This is a genomic window from Lysinibacillus phoenicis (genome assembly GCF_047238325.1).
Classification (GTDB): Bacteria; Bacillota; Bacilli; order Bacillales_A; family Planococcaceae; genus Lysinibacillus; species Lysinibacillus irui.
Map to the genome: position 1 here is coordinate 4,201,791 of NZ_JBDFMP010000002.1, position 21,174 is coordinate 4,222,964.

At 37.0% G+C, this 21,174-nt stretch carries 31 protein-coding genes, 1 pseudogene and 1 other annotated feature; of the genes and pseudogenes, 28 read left to right on the plus strand and 4 right to left on the minus strand.

The features are described from left to right. The 8 genes and pseudogenes from ABC382_RS22450 to ABC382_RS22485 all read left to right on the plus strand — a co-directional run. Positions 1-447 (plus strand): SRPBCC family protein, encoded by a 447-nt coding sequence (locus tag ABC382_RS22450; RefSeq protein WP_274793948.1) that lies wholly within the window; start codon positions 1-3, stop codon positions 445-447. Between the two features lie 91 nt (positions 448-538). Beyond that, a complete protein-coding gene (locus ABC382_RS22455; RefSeq protein WP_312506764.1) occupies positions 539-1,294 on the plus strand; it encodes a valyl-tRNA synthetase in 756 nt (251 codons plus the stop codon). A 272-nt stretch (positions 1,295-1,566) separates the two neighbouring features. Then, positions 1,567-1,826, plus strand: a binding site (T-box leader). A gap of 81 nt (positions 1,827-1,907) precedes the next feature. Next, positions 1,908-4,553 carry a valine--tRNA ligase gene (locus ABC382_RS22460; protein WP_412927122.1) on the plus strand — a complete coding sequence of 882 codons (2,646 nt, stop codon included), beginning with the start codon at positions 1,908-1,910 and terminating at the stop codon, positions 4,551-4,553. Between the two features lie 325 nt (positions 4,554-4,878). Further along, positions 4,879-6,159, plus strand: a complete 1,281-nt coding sequence (locus ABC382_RS22465) for a bifunctional folylpolyglutamate synthase/dihydrofolate synthase (RefSeq protein WP_319023464.1) — start codon at positions 4,879-4,881, stop codon at positions 6,157-6,159. Continuing rightward, a complete protein-coding gene (locus ABC382_RS22470; RefSeq protein ID WP_412927123.1) occupies positions 6,156-7,406 on the plus strand; it encodes a bifunctional folylpolyglutamate synthase/dihydrofolate synthase in 1,251 nt (416 codons plus the stop codon). Before ABC382_RS22465 ends, ABC382_RS22470 begins: the two co-directional genes overlap by 4 nt. A gap of 188 nt (positions 7,407-7,594) precedes the next feature. Continuing rightward, positions 7,595-8,239 carry a hypothetical protein gene (locus ABC382_RS22475; RefSeq protein ID WP_412927124.1) on the plus strand — a complete coding sequence of 215 codons (645 nt, stop codon included), beginning with the start codon at positions 7,595-7,597 and terminating at the stop codon, positions 8,237-8,239. Positions 8,240-8,337: 98 nt separating this feature from the next. Next, positions 8,338-8,931, plus strand: a complete 594-nt coding sequence (locus ABC382_RS22480; protein ID WP_341386627.1) for a Maf family protein — start codon at positions 8,338-8,340, stop codon at positions 8,929-8,931. A gap of 27 nt (positions 8,932-8,958) precedes the next feature. Further along, a pseudogene (locus ABC382_RS22485) lies at positions 8,959-9,345 on the plus strand (UPF0758 domain-containing protein); the annotation flags it as partial. A gap of 34 nt (positions 9,346-9,379) precedes the next feature. On the opposite strand, the gene ABC382_RS22490 reads toward ABC382_RS22485, so the two are convergent. The 3 genes from ABC382_RS22490 to ABC382_RS22500 all read right to left on the minus strand — a co-directional run bounded on the left by ABC382_RS22490 (position 9,380) and on the right by ABC382_RS22500 (position 11,886). Continuing rightward, complete coding sequence (locus ABC382_RS22490; RefSeq protein WP_412927125.1) at positions 9,380-10,813, minus strand: recombinase family protein; 1,434 nt, start codon at positions 10,811-10,813, stop codon at positions 9,380-9,382. 31 nt (positions 10,814-10,844) lie between these two features. Next, positions 10,845-11,186 (minus strand): hypothetical protein, encoded by a 342-nt coding sequence (locus ABC382_RS22495; RefSeq protein ID WP_412927126.1) that lies wholly within the window; start codon positions 11,184-11,186, stop codon positions 10,845-10,847. A gap of 79 nt (positions 11,187-11,265) precedes the next feature. Continuing rightward, complete coding sequence (locus ABC382_RS22500; protein WP_412927127.1) at positions 11,266-11,886, minus strand: LexA family protein; 621 nt, start codon at positions 11,884-11,886, stop codon at positions 11,266-11,268. Between the two features lie 152 nt (positions 11,887-12,038). On the opposite strand from ABC382_RS22500, the gene ABC382_RS22505 reads away from it, so the two are divergent. The 4 genes from ABC382_RS22505 (at position 12,039) to ABC382_RS22520 (ending at position 12,862) form a co-directional block, all read left to right on the plus strand. Then, the gene (locus ABC382_RS22505) at positions 12,039-12,284 is read left to right on the plus strand and encodes a helix-turn-helix domain-containing protein (RefSeq protein ID WP_412927128.1); all 246 of its coding nucleotides are present in this window, start codon (positions 12,039-12,041) and stop codon (positions 12,282-12,284) included. A gap of 31 nt (positions 12,285-12,315) precedes the next feature. Beyond that, the gene (locus tag ABC382_RS22510; protein ID WP_412927129.1) at positions 12,316-12,477 is read left to right on the plus strand and encodes a hypothetical protein; all 162 of its coding nucleotides are present in this window, start codon (positions 12,316-12,318) and stop codon (positions 12,475-12,477) included. Next, positions 12,446-12,589, plus strand: a complete 144-nt coding sequence (locus tag ABC382_RS22515) for a hypothetical protein (RefSeq protein ID WP_412927130.1) — start codon at positions 12,446-12,448, stop codon at positions 12,587-12,589. The genes ABC382_RS22510 and ABC382_RS22515 overlap by 32 nt, the downstream gene beginning before the upstream one ends. Before the next feature lie 93 nt (positions 12,590-12,682). Next, positions 12,683-12,862 (plus strand): hypothetical protein, encoded by a 180-nt coding sequence (locus ABC382_RS22520; RefSeq protein ID WP_412927131.1) that lies wholly within the window; start codon positions 12,683-12,685, stop codon positions 12,860-12,862. Here ABC382_RS22520 and ABC382_RS22525 read toward each other — a convergent pair. Continuing rightward, positions 12,855-13,367, minus strand: a complete 513-nt coding sequence (locus ABC382_RS22525; protein WP_412927132.1) for a hypothetical protein — start codon at positions 13,365-13,367, stop codon at positions 12,855-12,857. The genes ABC382_RS22520 and ABC382_RS22525 overlap by 8 nt on opposite strands. Positions 13,368-13,426: 59 nt before the next feature. Between ABC382_RS22525 and ABC382_RS22530 the strand changes: the two genes are divergently transcribed. From ABC382_RS22530 to ABC382_RS22605, 16 genes are all read left to right on the plus strand, one after another. Then, on the plus strand, positions 13,427-13,792 hold the full coding sequence (locus ABC382_RS22530) for a hypothetical protein (protein WP_412927133.1): 366 nt from the start codon (positions 13,427-13,429) through the stop codon (positions 13,790-13,792). Positions 13,793-13,800: 8 nt separating this feature from the next. Next, positions 13,801-13,983 carry a hypothetical protein gene (locus tag ABC382_RS22535; RefSeq protein WP_412927134.1) on the plus strand — a complete coding sequence of 61 codons (183 nt, stop codon included), beginning with the start codon at positions 13,801-13,803 and terminating at the stop codon, positions 13,981-13,983. Further along, complete coding sequence (locus tag ABC382_RS22540) at positions 13,980-14,852, plus strand: hypothetical protein (protein WP_412927135.1); 873 nt, start codon at positions 13,980-13,982, stop codon at positions 14,850-14,852. The genes ABC382_RS22535 and ABC382_RS22540 overlap by 4 nt, the downstream gene beginning before the upstream one ends. After that, positions 14,821-15,621: a PD-(D/E)XK nuclease-like domain-containing protein gene (locus ABC382_RS22545; protein WP_412927136.1), complete on the plus strand. Its 801-nt coding sequence runs from the start codon at positions 14,821-14,823 to the stop codon at positions 15,619-15,621. Before ABC382_RS22540 ends, ABC382_RS22545 begins: the two co-directional genes overlap by 32 nt. Before the next feature lie 11 nt (positions 15,622-15,632). Then, complete coding sequence (locus ABC382_RS22550; RefSeq protein ID WP_412927137.1) at positions 15,633-16,478, plus strand: phage replisome organizer N-terminal domain-containing protein; 846 nt, start codon at positions 15,633-15,635, stop codon at positions 16,476-16,478. Next, complete coding sequence (locus ABC382_RS22555) at positions 16,478-17,710, plus strand: replicative DNA helicase (protein ID WP_412927138.1); 1,233 nt, start codon at positions 16,478-16,480, stop codon at positions 17,708-17,710. The genes ABC382_RS22550 and ABC382_RS22555 overlap by 1 nt, the downstream gene beginning before the upstream one ends. Next, positions 17,700-18,134 carry a hypothetical protein gene (locus tag ABC382_RS22560; RefSeq protein WP_412927140.1) on the plus strand — a complete coding sequence of 145 codons (435 nt, stop codon included), beginning with the start codon at positions 17,700-17,702 and terminating at the stop codon, positions 18,132-18,134. Before ABC382_RS22555 ends, ABC382_RS22560 begins: the two co-directional genes overlap by 11 nt. A 6-nt stretch (positions 18,135-18,140) precedes the next feature. After that, positions 18,141-18,290, plus strand: coding sequence for a hypothetical protein (locus ABC382_RS22565; protein WP_412927141.1), 150 nt, complete (start codon positions 18,141-18,143; stop codon positions 18,288-18,290). Continuing rightward, positions 18,283-18,792, plus strand: coding sequence for a single-stranded DNA-binding protein (gene ssb, locus ABC382_RS22570; RefSeq protein ID WP_412927142.1), 510 nt, complete (start codon positions 18,283-18,285; stop codon positions 18,790-18,792). Before ABC382_RS22565 ends, ssb begins: the two co-directional genes overlap by 8 nt. 13 nt (positions 18,793-18,805) lie before the next feature. Further along, positions 18,806-19,378, plus strand: a complete 573-nt coding sequence (locus ABC382_RS22575; RefSeq protein WP_412927143.1) for a DUF1064 domain-containing protein — start codon at positions 18,806-18,808, stop codon at positions 19,376-19,378. After that, on the plus strand, positions 19,375-19,650 hold the full coding sequence (locus tag ABC382_RS22580) for a hypothetical protein (protein WP_412927144.1): 276 nt from the start codon (positions 19,375-19,377) through the stop codon (positions 19,648-19,650). Before ABC382_RS22575 ends, ABC382_RS22580 begins: the two co-directional genes overlap by 4 nt. Positions 19,651-19,721: 71 nt before the next feature. Next, the gene (locus ABC382_RS22585; RefSeq protein ID WP_412927145.1) at positions 19,722-19,928 is read left to right on the plus strand and encodes a hypothetical protein; all 207 of its coding nucleotides are present in this window, start codon (positions 19,722-19,724) and stop codon (positions 19,926-19,928) included. After that, positions 19,925-20,143 (plus strand): hypothetical protein, encoded by a 219-nt coding sequence (locus ABC382_RS22590; RefSeq protein ID WP_412927146.1) that lies wholly within the window; start codon positions 19,925-19,927, stop codon positions 20,141-20,143. Before ABC382_RS22585 ends, ABC382_RS22590 begins: the two co-directional genes overlap by 4 nt. Further along, positions 20,140-20,496, plus strand: coding sequence for a hypothetical protein (locus ABC382_RS22595; protein ID WP_412927147.1), 357 nt, complete (start codon positions 20,140-20,142; stop codon positions 20,494-20,496). Before ABC382_RS22590 ends, ABC382_RS22595 begins: the two co-directional genes overlap by 4 nt. After that, complete coding sequence (locus ABC382_RS22600) at positions 20,493-20,747, plus strand: DUF3310 domain-containing protein (RefSeq protein ID WP_412927148.1); 255 nt, start codon at positions 20,493-20,495, stop codon at positions 20,745-20,747. The genes ABC382_RS22595 and ABC382_RS22600 overlap by 4 nt, the downstream gene beginning before the upstream one ends. Then, a complete protein-coding gene (locus ABC382_RS22605; protein WP_412927149.1) occupies positions 20,744-21,043 on the plus strand; it encodes a MazG-like family protein in 300 nt (99 codons plus the stop codon). Before ABC382_RS22600 ends, ABC382_RS22605 begins: the two co-directional genes overlap by 4 nt. The last annotated feature ends 131 nt before the right edge of the window (positions 21,044-21,174 follow it).

The following is a 21,174-nucleotide window of genomic DNA, read 5'->3' on the forward strand; positions in this document are numbered from 1 at the left end:
ATGGCAACAGGCACACATACAGTCGAAGTACCCGTAGGAATTGATCATGTATGGGATTTCGTCAGTGATATGGAAAAATGGGCAAAACTTGTCCCAGGTTATAATGCACATGAAATGATTGATGATAAACATTCAACATGGACATTTAAAGGTAATGTTGGTGTTTTGAAAAAAACAGTAGAAGTAGAAATTATCATTTTAGAATGGGTAGCGCCCTCAAAAGTAACATTCGAATTAAAGGGGCTTTCTGATAATTTCACTGGAAATGGCTATTTCCTTGCAGAAAGCATTGATGCTGAAAATACAAAAATGACAGGTTTTTTAGAAGTAGTCGCTGGCGGCTTGGCAGGACCTGTTTTAAATCCAATTTTCAAACCGATCGTTCCAAAAGCAACACAAATGTTAACAGATCGTGTAGCGAATAAAATTAAATTAGTACATGTTTAATTGAATGGAAGATCATTCATAAAATGGCATGCTAGATGAAATTCTCTAGCATGCCATTTTTTTACTAGAATGCTCTTTCGTTGTATGTAACTTGAAGCATTCTAGCATACTACCCTCCCAATTGTCATATGATGCAAAGGGAGGGATTATTATCGAACAAAAAACATGGAATATGCGCGAAACATTTTGTTTTCCTGGATACGGCTGCCCAACTGAAATAGCAGCAGTGCAAATTAAGCCTCAGTGGCAGGCAATGCAGTTAGAGGATTCACTTCGACTTATGGGCATCTACCACATCACCGCTCACGTTCGCTTTGATTTTCAAGATATGGAAGCATTTACAGACGATGAAGAACTAATTACAATTGATGCCCTTGATATCCAAGGCGATACTGGTTATTTTGAGTATGCTGTACCTTTACATGTGGATTTACCAAAAGAATCGGATCTTAAAGATTTAATGGTCAAAGATATTCGTCCTAGTCTAACAAATCAAATGTGTCAGCTTGAGTGGACAGTAACAAGTATTTTTAATGAATATGAGCCCATTGTTGAAAAGGATATGTTAGACAGTCAACACCTCTCTGTTCAAGCCTTCGAGCAAGAAAAGGCCATTGCTACGATTGAAGAAAGTATGCATATAGAACAACCCCAAGCCGTAGCAGCAGCTTCACGCCAAGAGAAAGTGACAACAGTAGATCAAAAAGCAGTGATGAGGGAATCCTCCAGTCATATTGTTGTGCGTGAATCTAGCTCCTGGCATGAAGTGCCTTCCATGATTTGGGACCTTACAGAAGAATATACACCGCTTAAAGTCCGTGTTTCAAATGATGTCTTTCAAAAGTAAATAGCAGAGAAGTAGCAGGAGCAATAAGAAGATTAGATCACCTGATGTTGGCACAATAATGACACGGATAAATTGAAAAGCACAAATGGGTACGATAATAGTTCTACAATAAAAACGAACCTGCCGTAGCCAAGGTGGTAAAAGCCAAGGGTTATACTTGCGTCGTCGCATTTGAATACTCACTTCCTTTCTATTTACTTTACTCTTACTAAAAGATGACTAAATCACTTGAAAAATGACACGTTTCTGCGGTACAATAAGGAAAATCAAATACAGATGCTATGATGGGGAAGAGTAAATTATATTTACATTTTCAGAGAGGAAACGGTTGCTGAGAAGTTTCTATTTGTACGTAATTGAAGGTAGCCCTTGAGCAGCTTTAGTGAACTAATAGTAGTTAAAGCCGGTTAAACACCGTTACCGAATTAAGAGCCAGTAATTTAGGCTGAGAAAATGTGATTTATTTACATTTATCTTATCTACTGCTGGAATTAAAGGTGGTACCGCGAACTAAAACTCCTTCGTCCTTTTTGACGAGAGGAGTTTTTTTGTTGGGTAAAAAAATGAACAGCGTTATTTTACCAACATTCTACAGACATTAGGAGGAGTCAATATGACAGAAAACATTTCAATGCCAACAAAATATGACCCGCAGTCCATAGAAGCAGGTCGCTATGAATGGTGGTTGCAAGGGAAATTTTTCGAGGCACAGCCTGAAAGCGGGAAAAAACCCTATTCAATCGTTATTCCACCACCAAATGTAACAGGAAAATTACACCTTGGTCACGCTTGGGATACAACATTACAAGATATTCTTATTCGTATGAAACGAATGCAAGGCTACGATGCACTATGGCTACCAGGTATGGACCATGCAGGTATTGCCACTCAAGCTAAAGTAGAATCGAAACTGCGTGAAGATAATATTACACGTTATGATTTAGGTCGTGAAAAATTCCTTGAAAAAACATGGGAATGGAAAGAAGAATATGCTGGACATATTCGCGATCAATGGGCAAAGCTTGGCCTTGGATTAGACTATACGCGTGAACGTTTCACATTAGATAGTGGTCTTTCAGATGCTGTTAAAACAGTGTTTGTTCAATTATATGAAAAAGGTTTAATTTACCGTGGTGAACGCATTATTAACTGGGACCCTGCAGCGAAAACAGCATTGTCAGATATCGAGGTAATATACCAGGATGTGCAAGGTGCCTTTTACCATATGAAATATCCTTTAGCTGATGGTTCAGGATATGTGGAAGTTGCCACAACACGTCCAGAAACAATGCTAGGTGACTCTGGGGTAGCAGTTCACCCGAATGATGAGCGCTATAAGCATTTAATTGGTAAAACGGTTATTTTACCGATTGTAGGCCGCGAAATTCCAATTGTTGCAGACGATTACGTTGACATGGAATTTGGTACTGGGGTTGTTAAAATGACTCCTGCCCATGATCCAAACGACTTTGAAGTAGGTAACCGTCACAATCTAGAGCGCATCCTTGTCATGAATGAAGATGGCACAATGAACGATCTTGCTGGTAAGTATAAAGGAATGGACCGTTTCGAATGCCGTAAGCAAATCGTTGCTGATTTACAAGAAGCAGGCGTGCTAATCCGAATTGAAGAGCATATGCATTCAGTAGGACACTCGGAACGTTCAGGTGCTGTTGTTGAGCCATATCTTTCAGCACAATGGTTCGTTAAAATGCAGCCACTTGCTGATGCTTCCCTTGAACTACAAAAGGACGCAGAAGGGAAAGTAAACTTCGTACCAGCTCGTTTTGAAAACACATATTCTCGCTGGATGGAAAATATTCGTGATTGGTGTATCTCTCGTCAATTATGGTGGGGTCATCAAATCCCAGCTTGGTATCATAATGAAACAGGCGAAATCTACGTAGGGAAAGAAGCCCCAGCTGATGCAGAAAATTGGACACAGGATGAAGATGTCCTAGATACTTGGTTCTCATCTGCACTATGGCCGTTTTCTACAATGGGCTGGCCGGATGAAGCGAATGAAGAATATAAACGCTATTACCCAACAAATACACTTGTAACGGGCTATGATATTATTTTCTTCTGGGTATCTCGCATGATTTTCCAAGGTTTAGAATTCACAGGTCAACGGCCATTCCAAGATGTATTAATTCACGGCTTAGTACGTGATGGCGAAGGACGTAAAATGAGTAAATCACTTGGCAATGGTGTTGATCCAATGGATGTTATTGAACAATATGGTGCTGATTCATTACGTTACTTCTTAGCAACAGGTTCATCACCTGGTCAAGATTTGCGCTATACAACCGAAAAAGTAGAATCAGTATGGAACTTTGCTAATAAGATTTGGAATGCATCACGTTTTGCGCTTATGAATATGGACGGTATGACATTTGATGAAATCGACTTAACAGGTGAAAAATCCGTTGCTGACAAATGGATCTTAACGCGCTTAAATGAGACTATCGAACGTGTAACTTCTCTTGCAGAACGCTATGAATTTGGAGAAGTAGGCCGTGAACTTTACAATTTCATTTGGGATGATTTCTGTTCTTGGTACATTGAAATGGCGAAATTACCACTTTACGGTGAGGATGAAGCAGCTAAAAAGACAACTCGTTCTATTTTAGCTTACGTTCTAGATCAAACAATGCGTCTATTACATCCATTTATGCCATTCATTACAGAGGAAATTTGGCAGCACTTACCGCATGATGGTGAATCTATTACTGTGGCTGCATGGCCAACAGTACGTGAGGACCTTCATTTTGCTGATGAAGCAGATAATATGAAGCTCCTAATGGATATTATACGTTCAGTACGTAATATTCGTGCGGAAGTGAACACACCAATGAGCAAAAAAGTACCGTTATTTATTTCAGCAAAAGATGCTGCAACAGTGGCGGTTCTTGAGGCGAATAAAGCTTATTTAGAAAAATTCTGTAATCCTGATACACTAACAATTGGTGAAGGCTTAGAAGCGCCAGGTCAATCAATGACGGCAGTTGTGACAGGAGCACAAGTTTTCTTACCACTTGTTGGACTTATTAACCTAGAGGAAGAAATCGCTCGCCTTGAAAAAGAGTTAGAGAAATGGGCAAAAGAAGTGAAGCTTGTTACAGGTAAGCTATCAAATGAGAAATTTGTATCGAAAGCACCTGAAGCATTAGTGAATGCAGAGCGTGAAAAATTAGCGGATTATGAAAGTAAACATGCCGTTGTTTTAAAACGTTTAGAAGAGTTAAAAAATATGTAAGCTAGAAGCAATGGATGAGGAAAGTCATCCATTGCTTTTTTTGTGCGGCTTAGGAAAAACATATAGTGTTATTTACAATAATCTTTGGATTTATATATCAATACTAAAAAGAACTTCCACTGATAAATAATGACGTCAAATTATTTTAGACAATATGGGTGCTTTTCTAGATGCTCACCAGATGCATAAACAAAAGAGAGTGCTAACATGCAGTCGCTCACTGCGTGTTTTTTAGAGTTTTGACATTTAGCTATGTTATTAAATGATACTTGTACTAAAATAAAGGTATTGCAGTAAGAGGGAGTGTTTTCTATTGTTTAACACAATGAAGGAATGTACAAAATTTATCTTTACTTTAAAAGCAGTTGATCATAAACGTCAGCCTCTTGTACTCATGCGGGAAGTACTAGCTCATTTGAACAATCCACAAGACAAACTACGCGTTATCCATGTGGCCGGTTCAAATGGCAAAGGTTCAACAGTCAATGCACTAAGAGAAATGCTACAACATGCAGGTTACAAAGTAGGAGCATTTACGTCCCCGCATTTAGAGCGAGTTAATGAACGTATAACCATTAATGGCGTACAAATCTCTGATGAACAATTTTTATACTATTTCAATCAAGTTGCCGAAATAATAGAAGAGCAATACAATGGAGATTTTCCGAGCTTCTTTGAAGTAGTGACATTAATAATGTTCCAATATTTTGCCGATCGAGAAGTAGATTTAGCGCTTATTGAAACAGGTCTTGGAGGACGTTTAGATGCAACAAATGTTGTAACACCACTTTTAGCCATCATTACAACAATCTCTCTTGAACATACAGCATTTTTAGGTGACACATTTGCAAAGGTTGCTGCCGAAAAAGCTGGAATTATCAAGGATGGCGTACCTGTTGTCGTTGGTGTGGAGCATGAGGAGGCATTGGCTGTCATAAAAGCTACATCAGAAGAACGACATGCACCGTGCTTTATTTTAGGGCAAGATTTCAAGGTTTCCTCTATTTCCCAAAATACAGACTTTCAGCAATTTACATATGAAAGAGAACAGTTCAGGATGTCAAATATATCCTTAAAAATGGCTGGCCCTCATCAAATTAGTAATGCAAGTCTTGCGATAACGGCTATGCTCATCTTACGTGAGGAAGGAGCAATCACCATTGCTGACGATTCAATACGTCACGGTCTACGTCGTGCGCAATGGGCAGGACGCTTTGAACAATGGCCTAATCATATAATTCTAGATGGGGCGCATAATTCCGAAGGTACAGCTGCCCTTATTAAAACACTAGAAGGAGTCTATCCGCAAAAAAAATATCACTTTATTTATGCTGCATTAGCAGATAAGGATCATGCCAACAGCATTGCGTTAATGGATGCCGTTGCAACTTCTATTGCTTTTACACAAATAAATTTACCAAATGCGATGGATGCCGAAAGCTTAGCGATATTGTCAACAAATCCTAATAAACGACATCATCAAGAATGGCAACATACCGTTCAAACAGTCTTACATGAGAGACATAAAGAAGATATTGTGGTGATTACAGGTTCTTTATACTTTATAGCGGAAGTTCGACAATGGCTACAGGGGGATGGACAATGATACCAAGCTTTGATCATTATAAAGTGAAGTGGCAAGTCGAAAGTGATGATGTCATTAAACCTGGTCTAGAGGCCATTGAACAAGCTTTGTCTCTAGTAGGTAATCCGCAACAAACATTGCGTGTTGTCCATTTAGCTGGCTCTAATGGGAAGGGCTCTACATTAACCTTCCTAGAGGCCATTGCTCAAAAACATGGATTACGAGTGGGTAAATTTATGTCACCTTGTATAGTTGATGTTCATGATCAAATTCAAGTAAATGGTCAAGCTATTTCAGCTACTGAAATGGACCGAGTATTTCAACAAATGCAGCAAGCAGGACTTAGTGGAAAATTAACAGATTTTGAGCTCTTAACGGTAGTAGCCTTTTTACATTTTGTAAATAAGAAGGTGGATATCGCGTTGATTGAAGCGGGTATGGGTGGTTTATTGGATAGCACGAATGTCGTAACACCGATTGCTTCCATTATCCCGAGCATAGCTTTAGAACATACAAAGTTTTTAGGGGATACACTTGAAAGTATTGCCCATCACAAAGCGGGGATTATTAAACAACATTGCCCGGTCATTATTGGTGAATTACCAGACGAAGCGAAGCGTGTTGTTTATAATAAAGCTTCTGACAAAAGAGCCGCTGTTTTTGAATTAGGCCATCATTTTGCGATTATGGCCACTCCTGATGGGGAATGCTATACGAATGAAGCCCAACATTGCCAAATTTCAAACCTAACACGTTCCATGAAAGGTGGACATCAGGCAAATAATATGGCACTAGCTATCACAGCGTTTTTTGAAGTGGCTTCTGTTTTAAATGTATCGATCAATCATTCAGCCATTAGACAAGCGGTGCAAAATGCCTCGATTTTAGGACGTTTTGAAGAAATAATGCCTTTTATTATTTTGGATGGTGCTCATAATCCAGCAAGTGCAGAAAAATTAGTAGAAACGATTAAGAATGAGTTTCCTAGTGAACCGATCACATTTGTCATTGGTATACTAGCAGATAAAGATGTTCAGCAGATTTTACAAATTTTTGAGCAGGTTAGTGATGATTTTTATTTTGTTGATTTGGACAATCCACGTGCCATGACTGCGCAAAAAATGCTAGAGCTTTCTAATGCAACTTCAAAGACCGTCCTAGTTGATTATGCCTCCTTTTTACAGGCACAATCACAGAGCAAGCAAAGAACGGTTGTATCTGGCTCGTTATATTTATTAACTGCTGTCCGTAATAGATTAAAAGAATGAAAAGACTAGGGCTCTTGAGAGAGGGTCCTAGTTTTTTTATATATACTAGCAAACCTAGTTATGTATCAAAAAACAATAATTTCGCATTTACACTTCATAACCTACATATACTTATATCATATTGAATCATAGTATGTTTGAAAAAGTTACTCGTAGGATAGATAGGTGGAAGGATGAGGTGAAGATGAATGAAAATTGTCAATCATGTGATGAAAAAACAAATATTTCGAGCAATGATTATAGGTGGATTTGTTGGTCTATTAGGGGTAGCTATTTTTTTGGGTGCTTTACAAGCGAGTACGCAATTACCATTAAAGAAAAACGGTAGTGAAGTGGCAAATAATCAATCACAATCAGAGACAATTCCAACTGCCGGTGAGACAAGCAATACATCGAATGCATCGATGTTTTTTGCTAGCCAAGCAGGCGTCTACTCAAATTATGAGAGTGCCAGTTCATTCGTTGCAGAGTACCCTGCGTTAAAAGAGAGCGCAATTGTTCAAGTTGATGGGAAATTTTATGTATGGACAAGCATGGTGACTGAAGAAAGTCAGCTTGAATTTTTACAGGAACCTGCAACATTTAAAAAAGCCTTTAGTGTTAGTGGTGAAAGTTGTAAGGAGCCCACACTTGCGGAAATACCTGCAGCTTTAGCAGATAAAAATGCCACAAAATTAAATTTTAAGGAAAAAGAAAAAGATTCCACATTACCTGAGGATTGGCAATCTATTGGTGCGGCAGCCTCTACTATTTCCAACGATCTTAATATCATCCGCTTGCACGTTTTTTCTCATTATCAATCGAAGAATACGTGTCTACAGGTTAAATTTTAATCATAAAACATAGCGAAATCCTCGTTATCTTGATTTTTAAAAAATTTTCAAATAGCCCATTCTTCGCTATCATAAGGATAAGGAGGAATGGTCAGATAATGTTGAAAACAAATCATAAGCTTATACTTGCTTCTGCTTCACCTAGACGGAAGGAATTGCTTGGCATGTTAGCTCTTCCATTTGAGGTTATGACAAGTAAAGTGGAAGAAACAAGTGTACGAGCAGAAACCATGCAGGATTATGTAAAAGGAGTAGCTTTATTAAAGACACGCGATGTAGCCAAAAAAGCATCAGAAGCCACGATTATTGGCGCGGATACAATCGTAGTGTACGACAATGAGCTACTACATAAGCCAAAATCTCGTGAGGAAGCTATTTCTCACTTACAACGTCTATCAGACAATAAGCATGTTGTGATGACGGCTGTAGCCATTATTGAGCCAAGTGGTCAGGAAACTGTTTTTGTGGAAGAAACTACAGTTGTTTTTCACCAATTAACACAAAAACTAATCGAAGCATATGTAGATTCTGGTGATCCATTTGATAAAGCTGGTGGATATGGCATTCAAACAATCGGTACATTATTAGTTAAACGAATTGAAGGAGATTATAACAATGTTGTAGGTCTACCACTTGCAGCTTTGTTTTCGCAATTGGTAGCGCTACAAATAGTCCAATTTGCGAAGGAGTGAGTATGTTTGCTAGAAGTACCAACTTTAATGATACGTGATGTCAATATGGAGGATCGTCCCCGTGAACGGCTACTACGGCAAGGGGCTGAAAGTTTGTCTAACCAAGAGCTACTTGCTATTTTGTTAAGGACAGGCACAAAGGAAGAATCTGTGCTAGTTCTTGCCAATAGAGTTTTAAATGTTTTTGAACGACTACACCATCTGAAGCACGCAACCATCGAAGAAATGGTGGCCATTAAAGGAATAGGAGAGGTAAAAGCTATTCAATTATTAGCAGCCATTGAACTTGGAAGACGTCTGGCTCAGAAGCATAATGATGAAAAATTTACTATTCGCTCTCCACAAGATGCAGCGGCCTATTTAATGCCTGATATGACTTCGCTTAATCAGGAACATTTTGTCGTAGTGAAGTTAACGTAAATACGAATAAATATAAGCAGATTGGGGTTTAATAAAATCTCACATCTGCTATTCGTATTTTCTGGTTTCGATAACCTTTACCTTTTGTTTGTTCAACTATTTCAATTGCAACACTTTCTATAAATGTTTGTACAAAAGTACGTTTTTCTTCTTGTGTTAAATTTATATAATTTTCGTTGAAAGATAAAGCTATCTCTTTGTATCTTTCTATATCAACTACATCATATTTTTCTCCTTCAATATTTTTCAATTCTTTTTGTAATGAGTCATAACGTAATCGTGATTCATCCATTCGAACTTTAAATTCATCATCAGTAATTAAATCATTTGCCCATGCTCTTTGATATTTTTCTCGTTGATTTTCTATTTTTCTTATTTCATTTTTTATCTCAAATAACTGTTCATTATCAGTATTAGGTTCCTCATCTATTGAAGGTGCAATTACAAAATTATTCATGTATTCGATTAAAGCATCATCAACCTTGACTTCTCTGACACTAAAAGGAGTTGTTGTAGGGTCGTTTAAACCACAAACTTGACATCTATAGGAGTTTCTAACTTCAACAACGTTATCTGTTTTCCTCTTCCATGTATAGCGCTCTGATGTACATCGATTTCCACAGTCTGGGCATATTAATTTAGTTTGATAAACGAAATGACTTGTTACATTTCTGCTTTTATAATTCTGACGAGAAGAAATTATTTTTTGGAGTTGATCATATTCCTCTTTCGTCATTATTCCTTGGTGTGTATTTTCGTAGACTTTCCCTTTCCAGTACATAGCACCATATAAAGCAGGGTTGTGCATTAAATTTAATAATGTACGTGTATGCCATTTGTAGCCTCTTTTAGGCTTGTATTTTGTGGAATCCATATAAAAGGCTAGCTGTCTAAATGACATACCTTCTCGTATCTTTTTAACCATTATTTTGACTGCTTTAATTTCTTCTTCATGTATTTGTAATTTATGATTTTCATCTTTATAAAAGCCATAAGGGGGTTGTGCTGCCCATTCACCTTGACGAGCTTTTTCAACTTGTCCCATTGTAACTCGTTCTCCTAAATTGGCACTTTCCCATTCTGCTATGGCAGCTATTATTGTGATAAACATTTTACCCATTGCAGTAGATGTATCATAAAATTCAGTAGCAGAACGAAATGTACAATTGTACTTTTCTAATTCATCTAAAATTCGATGTAAATCACGTACGGATCGTGTTAGCCTGTCCAAGCGATAAACCAATAACACATTTATATGTCCTGCTCTTATGTCTTCCATCATCTTTTTTAATTGAGGTCTTTTTGTGTCACGTCCAGAAATACCTTCATCTACATAAAATTTATAGTCGAGCCAGTTTTGAGCTGTACAGAAGGCCTTTAAACGTTCTCGTTGAGCAGAAATAGAATAACCTTCATTTGCTTGCTCTTCTGTTGATACCCTTATATAAATACCTACAGCCATGTAAAATACCTCCCACTTTACATTCGTTTACTTATTCAGCCTTATTTACATCGTGAGCATTTTCTTCTGAATAAAAATATTTATCGAGTATTTGGTGATGAATGTGAACGATTGGACTATCCCCGAGTGTAAATAAATATACATTTTCTACATAAGTTTCAAGAAAGTCCTCAATTAAATATTTAATAACCACTTGAGGAACCTCATTAAATAGTAAATGAGATACACTTACTCTATTTTGTAGAGAATCATTTACATGAATGACTTTATATTCATTATTAAGTAAATATATTTTTAAAGTGCAATCACGACCAGCTTTTATAAGTTCTATTGAATCTTTAGATTGTTTAGCAGTTATATCTACTAAATTCATTATTATCACTCCTAATATGAATACAGAGCAGACGGATGAGTCTGCTCTTTCATTTTAATTTCAAAACGTTTTGGAATTACTACAAAAACTTTTCATAACTAATTGCTTTACCAATAATTCTTGCGGGATAATCCTCTGTAATTTGTTTTAATTCATGTTTAGGATTATCTGGAACTAACCATATAAAGCCATTCTCTTTTCTTATGCGTTTTAATGTAGCTTCTTCATCACCATTCACTAAAACTGCTGCAATTTGTCCATTTTCGACTTCTGGTTGTGCACGAAGAAGAACAATGGCTCCATCTGGTATAGTGGGCTCCATACTGTCACCCTTTGCTTGTAATGCAAATATTTCTCCACTAGGTAAACTATCTACTGGTTTGTATATGTAACTTTCGATATTTTCTTTAGCTAAAATAGGTTCACCACAAGCTATTTTTCCAAGAACAGGTATCGCAATTTTTTCATTACTTATAGTACTAATATTTTTAATTTCAGACCCAAAAAGTAACTCTATGACATCCACTTCTAACACTTCAGCGAATTTTGGTAGTTCTTCCATAGATATTTTTCGAGTACCTTTATAGTACCTGGTAATGGTGCTTCTATCTGTTCCAACTCTTCGAGCTAGTTCTGCACCACTTATACCTTTTTCTTCTGCTATTTTCTCTATTCTCTTAGCAACTTCTATGGATTTCAAAGTTTCTCACCTCCTGTAAATATATTAACATGTTTCCTGATAGGAAACAATAGGAGGAATTAAGTATTGTTTTTATACTATTATTATATTTTTGTTGACTGAATGGAAACGACAGTGCTATTATTTGGTTAACAAAAGATGGAGGTGAAAATATGAAGTTCAACCATAATAGACTAAAAGCAGAGCGAATTGCTAGAGGTTTTACAGTTCAAGAAATGGGAGAGGTAATAGGTGTTTCGAAAGGAACATACTCAAAGAAAGAGAATGGAAAATTACCAATTCATATAGATGAGTTTTCGTTGATTACAAGTAAATTTGGTATGAACCATGAGGATATTTCGATTTTTTTTACTCTGAATGTTTCCGAAACGGAAACAATTGAAGAGGTTTATGTTTAGTTGGTGCCAAAATGTCAAGGAGGTAATAACTATGAAAACCATTCCATCTATCGAAACCCAACAGCGTATGCATGCTTTCTTCATGAAAACATCCGCACCAAGAATCTATAAAAGACGTTTAGAGGAAGCTGAACGACAAAGAAAGGAGGAGGAGTTACAAAATGAAAACAACCAATCTACAATGGCGGTCTGAAAAATGTGATGATTGCAAAACAGAAAAATTACTTGAGGCAATTTCAAAAACAACTGCGATGTGGTCAGCCAGATGGTCGCAGATGAATGTAGGTGAATCTATTGAGAATTAACCCTGTTCCAGTTGCGTTAATCGCTAAGGTATTAGCTAAAGCAGTAGCATCACGTCAGAAGTAAATCTATCAAACTATTTGGAGGTTGGAATTGTGGAAGACAATAAGAATAAAAAATCCTCACAAGTTGCTGGTATAACAAGTGAGGCGGAAATTAAATTAATACTTAATGTCATTGAACAAGGAATGCAATCGATTCTTTTAAGAGATAAGTACATTCGTATTTTATTAACTGTTCTAAATTTATTGGTTCTACTTTTATTATTCAAATAAACTGCTGAATGAGTTCGTCAATAAAAACCCTAAGTTCTGTTGCATAAGCAGAAATAAGAATAGTTGCAATCCAACCTAAAAAACTAAGAAATAATGAAGGAATTTTATTGAATTGCCGATTTAATAAAAATCCTAAAACAGAAACTGGTATATAAAAAATATCTTTTATGAAGTATTTAGGATTTAAAAGATACTTTTTCATCCAAAACGAATTTCTATCAAAGAGTTCATTCAATTTAAAATAACTCTGAACAATTTTATGTTCGACATCAAAATCTTTATAACTTGGAAATCTAAAATTATAGTTTCCGGCTAAATCATTACTTAAGGGTCTGTTTCTAGCAATTTGCTCAAAAGCATTAACTTTATCTTCATATGTCTGTGCTTCTTTATATGTGTTATAAAGGCTCATAAGGTAATTTAATTGCATATTCTTCCAAAATAACCTTATAGGTCTTCTGAGATACATGAACAAAATGAATACTATACCTAAAAACATTTTCAAGTCTACCACCACCTTTCTACCAATAGTTTAGCAGAAAGGAAATATAAGGAGGAATAAAGATGAAAGCAAAATTAATTGTGGAAGGCATAGTTAATTCAATTCAAAAACGAATTGCTGAATACGAGGAAATTTCAAATGATTTAGCACACGATTACATTCAGTCAGATAAGCCATTCCCTACGGAAATTAAAGAGCGTTATGACAATGTTGGTACTTTGGCAGAAGGGCTACAGGAAGCTGTAGACATCATTAAACGGGGTAACTACATGCGAGAGGATGTTGATTTGTCAGGAGAGTACAAGCCTAATATGGCATGCGCTGTTACTGGTGAAGTATCAGAAGACAATCTTGTTCTACTAGGTGGCAAATTGGTTCTAAGTATTGAAGGTGCTAAAAAACTTATCGATGAAATCGAGTTGAAGTAGGTGATTCCATGCGTATAGGCCACACACACGCTGATGTTTATGACCGTGAATCAGATTACTGGCAAGACATTGAAGACGCACAGAATGCCCAAATTGAACCAAAAAAAATCTTGTCAAAGGCTGCAACCGATGACAAGTACAAAAGAAAAACTATGGATATTGGTAGTTTACCACAGGAGGGTAAAAAATGACAAACGACTTAACAACACAGTTTAATTCTGTTCAATCAAATATAGATCAACAACAAAGTGTATTAGCTCAATCGAGTGTTTCGAGAGAAATGGAAGAAGTCAAAGGTGCGATCTTCTTAGCAAAACAGTTCCCACGTAACTACTTTGAAGCTGAAAAACGAATTTTAGATGCTTGCAAACGTCCTTCTTTGGCTGAAACAGCAATGTACACATATAACCGTGGATCTACAAAGGTAGAAGGGCCATCTATTCGATTAGCCGAGGTATTGGCTCAAAATTGGGGCAACCTTTCCTACGGTATTCAGGAATTAGAACAGCGAAACGGTGAATCTGTTGCTAAAGCGTATTGCTGGGATTTAGAAACCAATGTACGACAAGAAAAAACATTCACTGTTAAGCATTCATTAAAAACACGACAAGGATTAAAGCAATTAACAGATCCGAGAGATATATATGAAAAAGTGGCGAATGATGGTGCGCGTAGGGTACGTGCTTGTATTTTAAGTGTTATCCCAGGTGATGTTGTAGAAATGGCAATCGAACAATGCCGACAAACACTAACTGGAAATTCAGATAAACCACTTAAAGATCGAGTAAGCGCAGCACTAAATCATTTCAAAGAAAAATATGGTGTAACACAAGAAATGATAGAAGATCGTTTCGGCTATGCTGCAAGCTCATTCAGTGAATTTGATTTAGTTCAACTAACAAGTATTCGAAATTCATTAAAAGACAAAATGTCTACTGTTGAAGATTGGTTCAATAAGGACATTGGCAAGCAACAAACAAGTGGACTAGCTGCAGACTTCAACAAGGAACAAGGTGAGGTGAAGTCAGATGCAGACACCGTTCCAGCTGAACAAGGATAATTACCACTCAAACGAAGCCAATCAGCACTACATGTCAGTATCACAATTCAAGAGTGCTGTAGAGTGTGAAGCTAGTGTGATTGCAGAGCTAAAAGGCCAGTATGAACGTGCTTCATCCCTTACATTAACAGTCGGTTCTTATACGCATTCAGCATTTGAAAGCGATCAAGTTTTTGACGAATTTGTTGAGGAAAACAGAGGCGTAATTTTCAATACGCGAGGTGGAAAATACGCTGATTTCAAGCAAGCCGATTCCATGATTAAAGCAATAAAAAATGATCGATTTGCAATGTTTGCCCTGGAAGGTGACAAAGAGGTTATTTATACAGGTGAATTGTTCGGTGTCCTTTGGAAAATCAAGGTTGATGCTATCAATCATGGTCGCAAAACATTCACCGATTTAAAGACTACTCAAAGCCTTAGCAAGCGTTATTGGAGCGACAAGTACGGCAAGTATGTTTCATTCGTTGAAGCCTTTGATTACGTGCTACAGATGGCTATTTATCGAGAAATAATCTTTCAAAACACTGGCTATTATTACAATCCTTACATTGTGGCAGTCACAAAGGAAACACCACCCGATAAAGCCATTTTGCACTTTGACGATAGCCGTTTCGGATTTGAATTGGAATATGTTAAAGAGCATTTGCCAAACATTGTTGAAGCTAAGACAGGTAACAAAGAGCCAAAACGGTGTGAAGTATGCGAATACTGCCGAGCTACAAAGCAACTGAACAATACATTTGAAATAGAGTTTCTTTTGAAGTAGGTGATACCAAGATGGCAGACATTACTTGGATAAAAATTAAAACTGACATGTTCGATAATGAGAAAATCAAACTTATTGAACGAATGCCCGAAGGTGACATGATCCTAATCATTTGGATAAAGCTACTCACTTATGCAGGTAAGGCAAACTATAACGGCTATATCATGCTTAGTGAAAATATCCCAATGAATATCGAGGAAATGGCAATCATTTTTAACAGGCCATTAGAAAAAGTTAGGTATGCCATTCAAATACTGCAGCGTTACAAAATGTTAGAAGTAAACGATCAAGAAGTAGTTCTAATTAGCAACTGGGAGAAGCACCAAAATGCTGATGGTATGCAAAGAATACGTGAACAAAATCGCTTGCGAAAGCAGAGACAGCGCGAAAAAACAAGGAATCATGAGCTAATTGAAATGGCAGAAGAATGTCACGTGACAGTCACGGGACGTCACGCAACAGATATAGATAAAGATATAGATAAAGAATATATATTGTCGGGCAACAAACCCGACTCAATTCCTTACAAAGAAATTATCGATTATCTCAACCAAAAAGCTAATAAGAAATTCAAACATACATCACAGAAAACACAGACGTTAATTAAAGCTAGGTTTAAAGAGAAATTCACTTTAGATGATTTCAAACAAGTGATTGATATTAAAACAGCTCAATGGTTAGCAGATCCTAAAATGTCCGTGTATCTACGACCTGAAACATTATTCGGAACAAAATTCGAAGGATACTTAAATGAGCAAAGCAAGTTTGTTCAAACAACACCATTACAAAATCAAGGCACAGTACAAACAACAATGTACAAGCCAATTAATGCTGATTTATCGAGAGGTGAAGGTTAATGCTTACAGAAGAAGCCGTGTTGGGAACGCTGCTAAAATTCCCTCACTTACTGACAGATACAGATTTAAAGCCAAACTATTTTCAATATGCAGAGAATCGCAATGTATTACAGGCTATGAAAGAGTTGAACGCTAAAGGTCAGGTTGTTGACTTAATCACTATGTTGACACAAGGCAATCCCGAAGAATTTGGTGGAGCTGGAAAGCTTAATAAAATTCAAAATCTCGCAAATGAAGAAAAGTTTGATAGTTACGTTGAAATCTTGCTAGACAAATGGCGTGAGCGTGAAAAACAAAACATCTTGGAAGTAGCAAGACATGAAAACTGGCCTCTTGAAAAGATCACAAATGAATTAAACAGCCTGGTATCCAACAATACAGACGATCATAACCGCATTAACGAGTTAGTGATGCAGGTTGCAGAAGATCCCTGGAAGCCAACAAAAGGTACAAAGGGAATCCACACAGGCTTAGAGGCATTGCAGACCGCAACAAACGGCTGGCAGAATACAGATTTAATTATTGTAGCTGCAAGGCCATCGATGGGTAAAACAGATTTTATGTTGCATTGTGTGAAGCAAGCAGGTTGGCAAGGTTGTTTACCAATTGTCTTTAGTTTAGAAATGTCTGCAGTCAAATTAAGAGACCGTTTGATTGCATCGACAGGTAACTATAACCGTAACAAAATGAAAAATTTATATGAGCGATTAACAGAGGGCCAAAAAGAGTCATGGATGAAAGTAATTGCCCAGGTTGCTAAAACAAACGTTGAAATTTTTGATAAGAGTGGACAAACAATTTCAGAAATGCGAATGAAGATCAGGAAAGTACGGAATCAGAATCCTGATAAGCAACTAATCATTTTCATCGATTACCTAACGCTTATAAAGCCATCAGATGAATCAAAAAGCATGCACTTATCGATTTCGGAAATATCAAAGGCATTAAAAGCAATAGCAAAAGAATTTAATTGTCCTGTTATCTCGCTGGCCCAATTATCGCGAAGTGTAGAAAAGCGCCCTGACAAACGTCCGATGCTTTCAGATTTACGTGAATCAGGAAGTATTGAGGAAGACGCTGACGTTGTAGTTTTCCTTTATCGTGATGCCTATTACACGAAAAATGATGAAGATGATTCGCTAGAAATTATCTTAGCTAAAAATCGTGAAGGGGAAGTCGGAACAGTAAATTCTAAATTCAACAGATGGACAGGTGTAGTGAGTGACGTTTAATGAGTTACTACTTGAAGCAATCAAGTGTGATGATGAACTACTAGCTTACTCAATCTATTGGCTCATAAAAAACAATGTCGTAAAGGGAACTGACTTTGCCAACAATATCAACTGGAATCTAGTAAACCATGAAGAAGTGAAGCAAATGAGAGAACGGAATGAATTGAATTTGCAAACGATCAAGACTTATTCGGTTCCACTTGGTAATAGACACCACATTATCATTTTTGCTCAAAACGAAGAATCAGCGAAAGGACATGTCTATGCAGAGTTGGGAAGAATCCCGATAAAGATATTCGACATATCAAACAAAATGGATATGAGTTTTTGGTTTCCTGAACAACAAAAAAATAAATCATTACGCCAGGTGAAAGATGAAACATTAGTCTTTCCAGCTACAGCAATGATTTTCACGAAAGGATAGAGGCGAATGTCTGAACAAACAAATGAAACGCTGATGAAACAACAAGCAGCGCTTAAAGAAATTATAGAGATCACAAAAGGTTTAATCGATATGAACCCAGCATACGAGAAAATTCATAATATCGCATTGAAAGGATTGGAGGAACAACATGATTAATCGCACTGTATTAGTTGGCCGCCTTACAAAAGATCCTGAATTACGATACACACCAAATGGCATTGCGTCATGTCGCTTCACAGTTGCCGTTAATCGAACATTCAAAGGGCAGGACGGAGAACAAGAAGCAGACTTCATTAGTTGTGTGGCTTGGAGGAAACAGGCCGAGAATCTAGCAAACTTTCAGCGAAAAGGTAATTTAATAGGCGTTGAAGGCCGTATACAAACAGGAAGTTATGAGGGACAGGATGGCAAGCGTGTGTACACTACTGACGTTGTAGCCGACAGCGTTCAATTCTTAGAGCATAAAAACGGTCCAGAAAGCTCACAGAACGGTTCGAACGTGCGTTCTGATACAAATAGAGGGGCAAGCCCTCAAAACGCCACAGGAGGCTTTAAAACGCCTCAAAACACACAGCCAAATTACACAAGGGCAGATGAAGATCCATTTGCAAATAGCAAAGGCCCGATTGAAGTAGATGAAGATGATCTTCCATTCTAACGAGGTGTAGCTTATGAAAAAGTTTTTAGTAAGGTACATCGATAAAAAAGTACCTGGAAATAAAGAAATACATGTTGATGCAGAAGATCAAGTGAAAGCACGAATTAAAGCTAGACATACCATTAACACTATTAAACACATTATTCACATTGAACCTGTTAAAGAAAAACGTAATAAGTACAACAACAAAAAGGTTGAACATGATGGGATTAAGTTTGATAGCAAAATGGAGCGAGATTATTACGATCATTTAATAGATTTGCAGAACAAAGGGATAATATCCGAATTCATCATGCAAAAGAATTACACGATATTTGATGGCTACACAAAAAACGGTGTGAAAGTAAGGCCAATCATTTATAGAGCTGATTTTGAAGTACATTACCCAGATGGGCGAATAGAAGTAATCGATATTAAAGGACAGCCAACAAAAGATTTCAACATTAAGAAAAAACTATTTGAATATCGGTATCCATTCGAATTGATTCTCTTAACCTATTCGAAAATCGATGGTGGTTGGATTACACATGAAGATCTAAAAGAAGCACGAAAAAAACGCAAAGATGAAAAGGAGAACAAACAATGAAAAAACAACTTAACCAAAAAGAACAATGGTATGCAGATACTCGCGAAGAAGCAGAGGAAATTGTAACAGAAGCGAAAGAAAATGAAGCGCTTATCATGAATAAAATCAGCGAGAAATACAACAAGTACGGCCAATACTTCCTAGTCGATTTAACTTATCAATATGGCACACCAAAAGAAGTGATGGAAGGTAAGAAGCCTGAAAATACCGATGCGCCTGATGGTCAAATGAGTATGGATGAAGTCGATCAGGAACCTGGTGAGACTAAATAAAAACTGAATAGAGGGCCTGTTTTTTGAGGCCCTATTTTTTATACCCAAAAACTGCGAAGAAGGTGGAGAAAATGGCAAATTCCTCTTGGAGTTCAAAAGGAAATGAACTCTTAAAGTGTCCAGTAGAGGGCTGTAATCATATCGGCCAAGTAATTACCAAAGTACATTGCAAACTAGAACATGACATGACTAGGGATGAAGTGAAAAAGAAATATGGATTTCCTAAACGTGTAATCATGTTGAAACCAAGTCAGGTAGCAGGAGGCTTTAAAAAATGAACTTGCGGAATGGTATACCTATTATCCAGCCAGGGAAATTGAAACAACCACAAGGGCGATTGTGGAAAGCCGAGCCTAATCCTTACAAGCGTTACATTGAATTGACAATGATAGTTGATGGATGCGAGGCCAGTATAATCATGCCTTATAAGCATAAATGGGTTCAAAAATATAAGCGCGAGGGATGGGAAACGAAGGAGGTTTGGGCCTTATGAAGAAGTCCGAAATGCAACAAAAGCGTATTGAGATCTTAAAGAAAATTGATGCGTTACAGCAAAAATGTAGTTGTGAGACAGCAATTGAAATTCATAATTGTCCTAACTGTAAACGAATTGCAATGCTTGGCCAAAAGTTGTTGCGATTAGTAAGTAAAAGAAAAGACTCTAAGCCAGTTGATAGAAGAAAATTCAAAATGACTAAATCCGAATACCTTTCAATGAAGGATAAAGGCTTTACTGATAAAGAAATTGCAGAGATGTGCAATGTTATTCCTTGTACTATTTCAAAGTGGAAAATGGCAAACGGAATTGTAACTAAACCAATTAGACGAAAGGGAGCCGAGGCATGATGAATCAAGTTATGAAAAACAGACCAGATTCAGATCACTACCATGAAGGCAAGATTGATGTTTGGGCATTTGCTGATGAAAATTTCAACTTAGATGAATGTATCGGTTTTCACAGAATCAATGCGATTAAATATTTAACTCGATACGGGAAAAAGAACGGCTATAACGTTCGAGATTTAGAAAAGGCAATTGTTTATATAGAAAAGCTAATTGAATTGAATAAATCTAAATTGGAGGAAATGCAGAAATGAATGAATTAATAAAACAAGTTGAACAATGGTCAATCGAAAAAGGATTAGATAAAGCTGAATCTAGCAAGCATTTTTTAAAATGTACAGAGGAATTGGGAGAAGTTGCGGCAGCACTAGCACGTAATGATAAGGATGCTTTGTGTGATGGGATTGGTGATGTGGTTGTAACACTCATTATATTGGCCCAACAAAATGATATGGACTTATACGAGTGTTTAAATACAGCCTACGATGAAATAAAAGGGCGCACAGGAAAAATGGTTAATGGTGTATTTGTGAAATCTAGCGATCTATAAATGTTGAGGATAGGAAAAAGCGTGTGGATATGGTGCAGTAGAAAGAAAATGTTCAGCAAGAATAGAGGTGAAAATGTCATGCAACATAACAAAGTGTACCACGGAGATTGTTTAGAAATTATGAGTGAGAT

Excerpts from the sequence above, each read along its gene's own strand:
- ABC382_RS22450 (WP_274793948.1), top strand. The coding sequence starts at position 1 with ATGGCAACAGGCACACATACAGTCGAAGTACCCGTAGGAATTGATCAT.
- ABC382_RS22460 (WP_412927122.1), top strand. The coding sequence starts at position 1,908 with ATGACAGAAAACATTTCAATGCCAACAAAATATGACCCGCAGTCCATA.
- ABC382_RS22465 (WP_319023464.1), top strand. The coding sequence starts at position 4,879 with ATGAAGGAATGTACAAAATTTATCTTTACTTTAAAAGCAGTTGATCAT.
- ABC382_RS22470 (WP_412927123.1), top strand. The coding sequence starts at position 6,156 with ATGATACCAAGCTTTGATCATTATAAAGTGAAGTGGCAAGTCGAAAGT.
- ABC382_RS22475 (WP_412927124.1), top strand. The coding sequence starts at position 7,595 with ATGAAAATTGTCAATCATGTGATGAAAAAACAAATATTTCGAGCAATG.
- ABC382_RS22480 (WP_341386627.1), top strand. The coding sequence starts at position 8,338 with ATGTTGAAAACAAATCATAAGCTTATACTTGCTTCTGCTTCACCTAGA.
- ABC382_RS22490 (WP_412927125.1), bottom strand. The coding sequence starts at position 10,813 with ATGGCTGTAGGTATTTATATAAGGGTATCAACAGAAGAGCAAGCAAAT.
- ABC382_RS22495 (WP_412927126.1), bottom strand. The coding sequence starts at position 11,186 with ATGAATTTAGTAGATATAACTGCTAAACAATCTAAAGATTCAATAGAA.
- ABC382_RS22505 (WP_412927128.1), top strand. The coding sequence starts at position 12,039 with ATGAAGTTCAACCATAATAGACTAAAAGCAGAGCGAATTGCTAGAGGT.
- ABC382_RS22510 (WP_412927129.1), top strand. The coding sequence starts at position 12,316 with ATGAAAACCATTCCATCTATCGAAACCCAACAGCGTATGCATGCTTTC.
- ABC382_RS22515 (WP_412927130.1), top strand. The coding sequence starts at position 12,446 with ATGAAAACAACCAATCTACAATGGCGGTCTGAAAAATGTGATGATTGC.
- ABC382_RS22530 (WP_412927133.1), top strand. The coding sequence starts at position 13,427 with ATGAAAGCAAAATTAATTGTGGAAGGCATAGTTAATTCAATTCAAAAA.
- ABC382_RS22535 (WP_412927134.1), top strand. The coding sequence starts at position 13,801 with ATGCGTATAGGCCACACACACGCTGATGTTTATGACCGTGAATCAGAT.
- ABC382_RS22540 (WP_412927135.1), top strand. The coding sequence starts at position 13,980 with ATGACAAACGACTTAACAACACAGTTTAATTCTGTTCAATCAAATATA.
- ABC382_RS22545 (WP_412927136.1), top strand. The coding sequence starts at position 14,821 with ATGCAGACACCGTTCCAGCTGAACAAGGATAATTACCACTCAAACGAA.
- ABC382_RS22550 (WP_412927137.1), top strand. The coding sequence starts at position 15,633 with ATGGCAGACATTACTTGGATAAAAATTAAAACTGACATGTTCGATAAT.
- ABC382_RS22555 (WP_412927138.1), top strand. The coding sequence starts at position 16,478 with ATGCTTACAGAAGAAGCCGTGTTGGGAACGCTGCTAAAATTCCCTCAC.
- ABC382_RS22565 (WP_412927141.1), top strand. The coding sequence starts at position 18,141 with ATGTCTGAACAAACAAATGAAACGCTGATGAAACAACAAGCAGCGCTT.
- ssb (WP_412927142.1), top strand. The coding sequence starts at position 18,283 with ATGATTAATCGCACTGTATTAGTTGGCCGCCTTACAAAAGATCCTGAA.
- ABC382_RS22575 (WP_412927143.1), top strand. The coding sequence starts at position 18,806 with ATGAAAAAGTTTTTAGTAAGGTACATCGATAAAAAAGTACCTGGAAAT.
- ABC382_RS22580 (WP_412927144.1), top strand. The coding sequence starts at position 19,375 with ATGAAAAAACAACTTAACCAAAAAGAACAATGGTATGCAGATACTCGC.
- ABC382_RS22585 (WP_412927145.1), top strand. The coding sequence starts at position 19,722 with ATGGCAAATTCCTCTTGGAGTTCAAAAGGAAATGAACTCTTAAAGTGT.
- ABC382_RS22590 (WP_412927146.1), top strand. The coding sequence starts at position 19,925 with ATGAACTTGCGGAATGGTATACCTATTATCCAGCCAGGGAAATTGAAA.
- ABC382_RS22595 (WP_412927147.1), top strand. The coding sequence starts at position 20,140 with ATGAAGAAGTCCGAAATGCAACAAAAGCGTATTGAGATCTTAAAGAAA.
- ABC382_RS22600 (WP_412927148.1), top strand. The coding sequence starts at position 20,493 with ATGATGAATCAAGTTATGAAAAACAGACCAGATTCAGATCACTACCAT.
- ABC382_RS22605 (WP_412927149.1), top strand. The coding sequence starts at position 20,744 with ATGAATGAATTAATAAAACAAGTTGAACAATGGTCAATCGAAAAAGGA.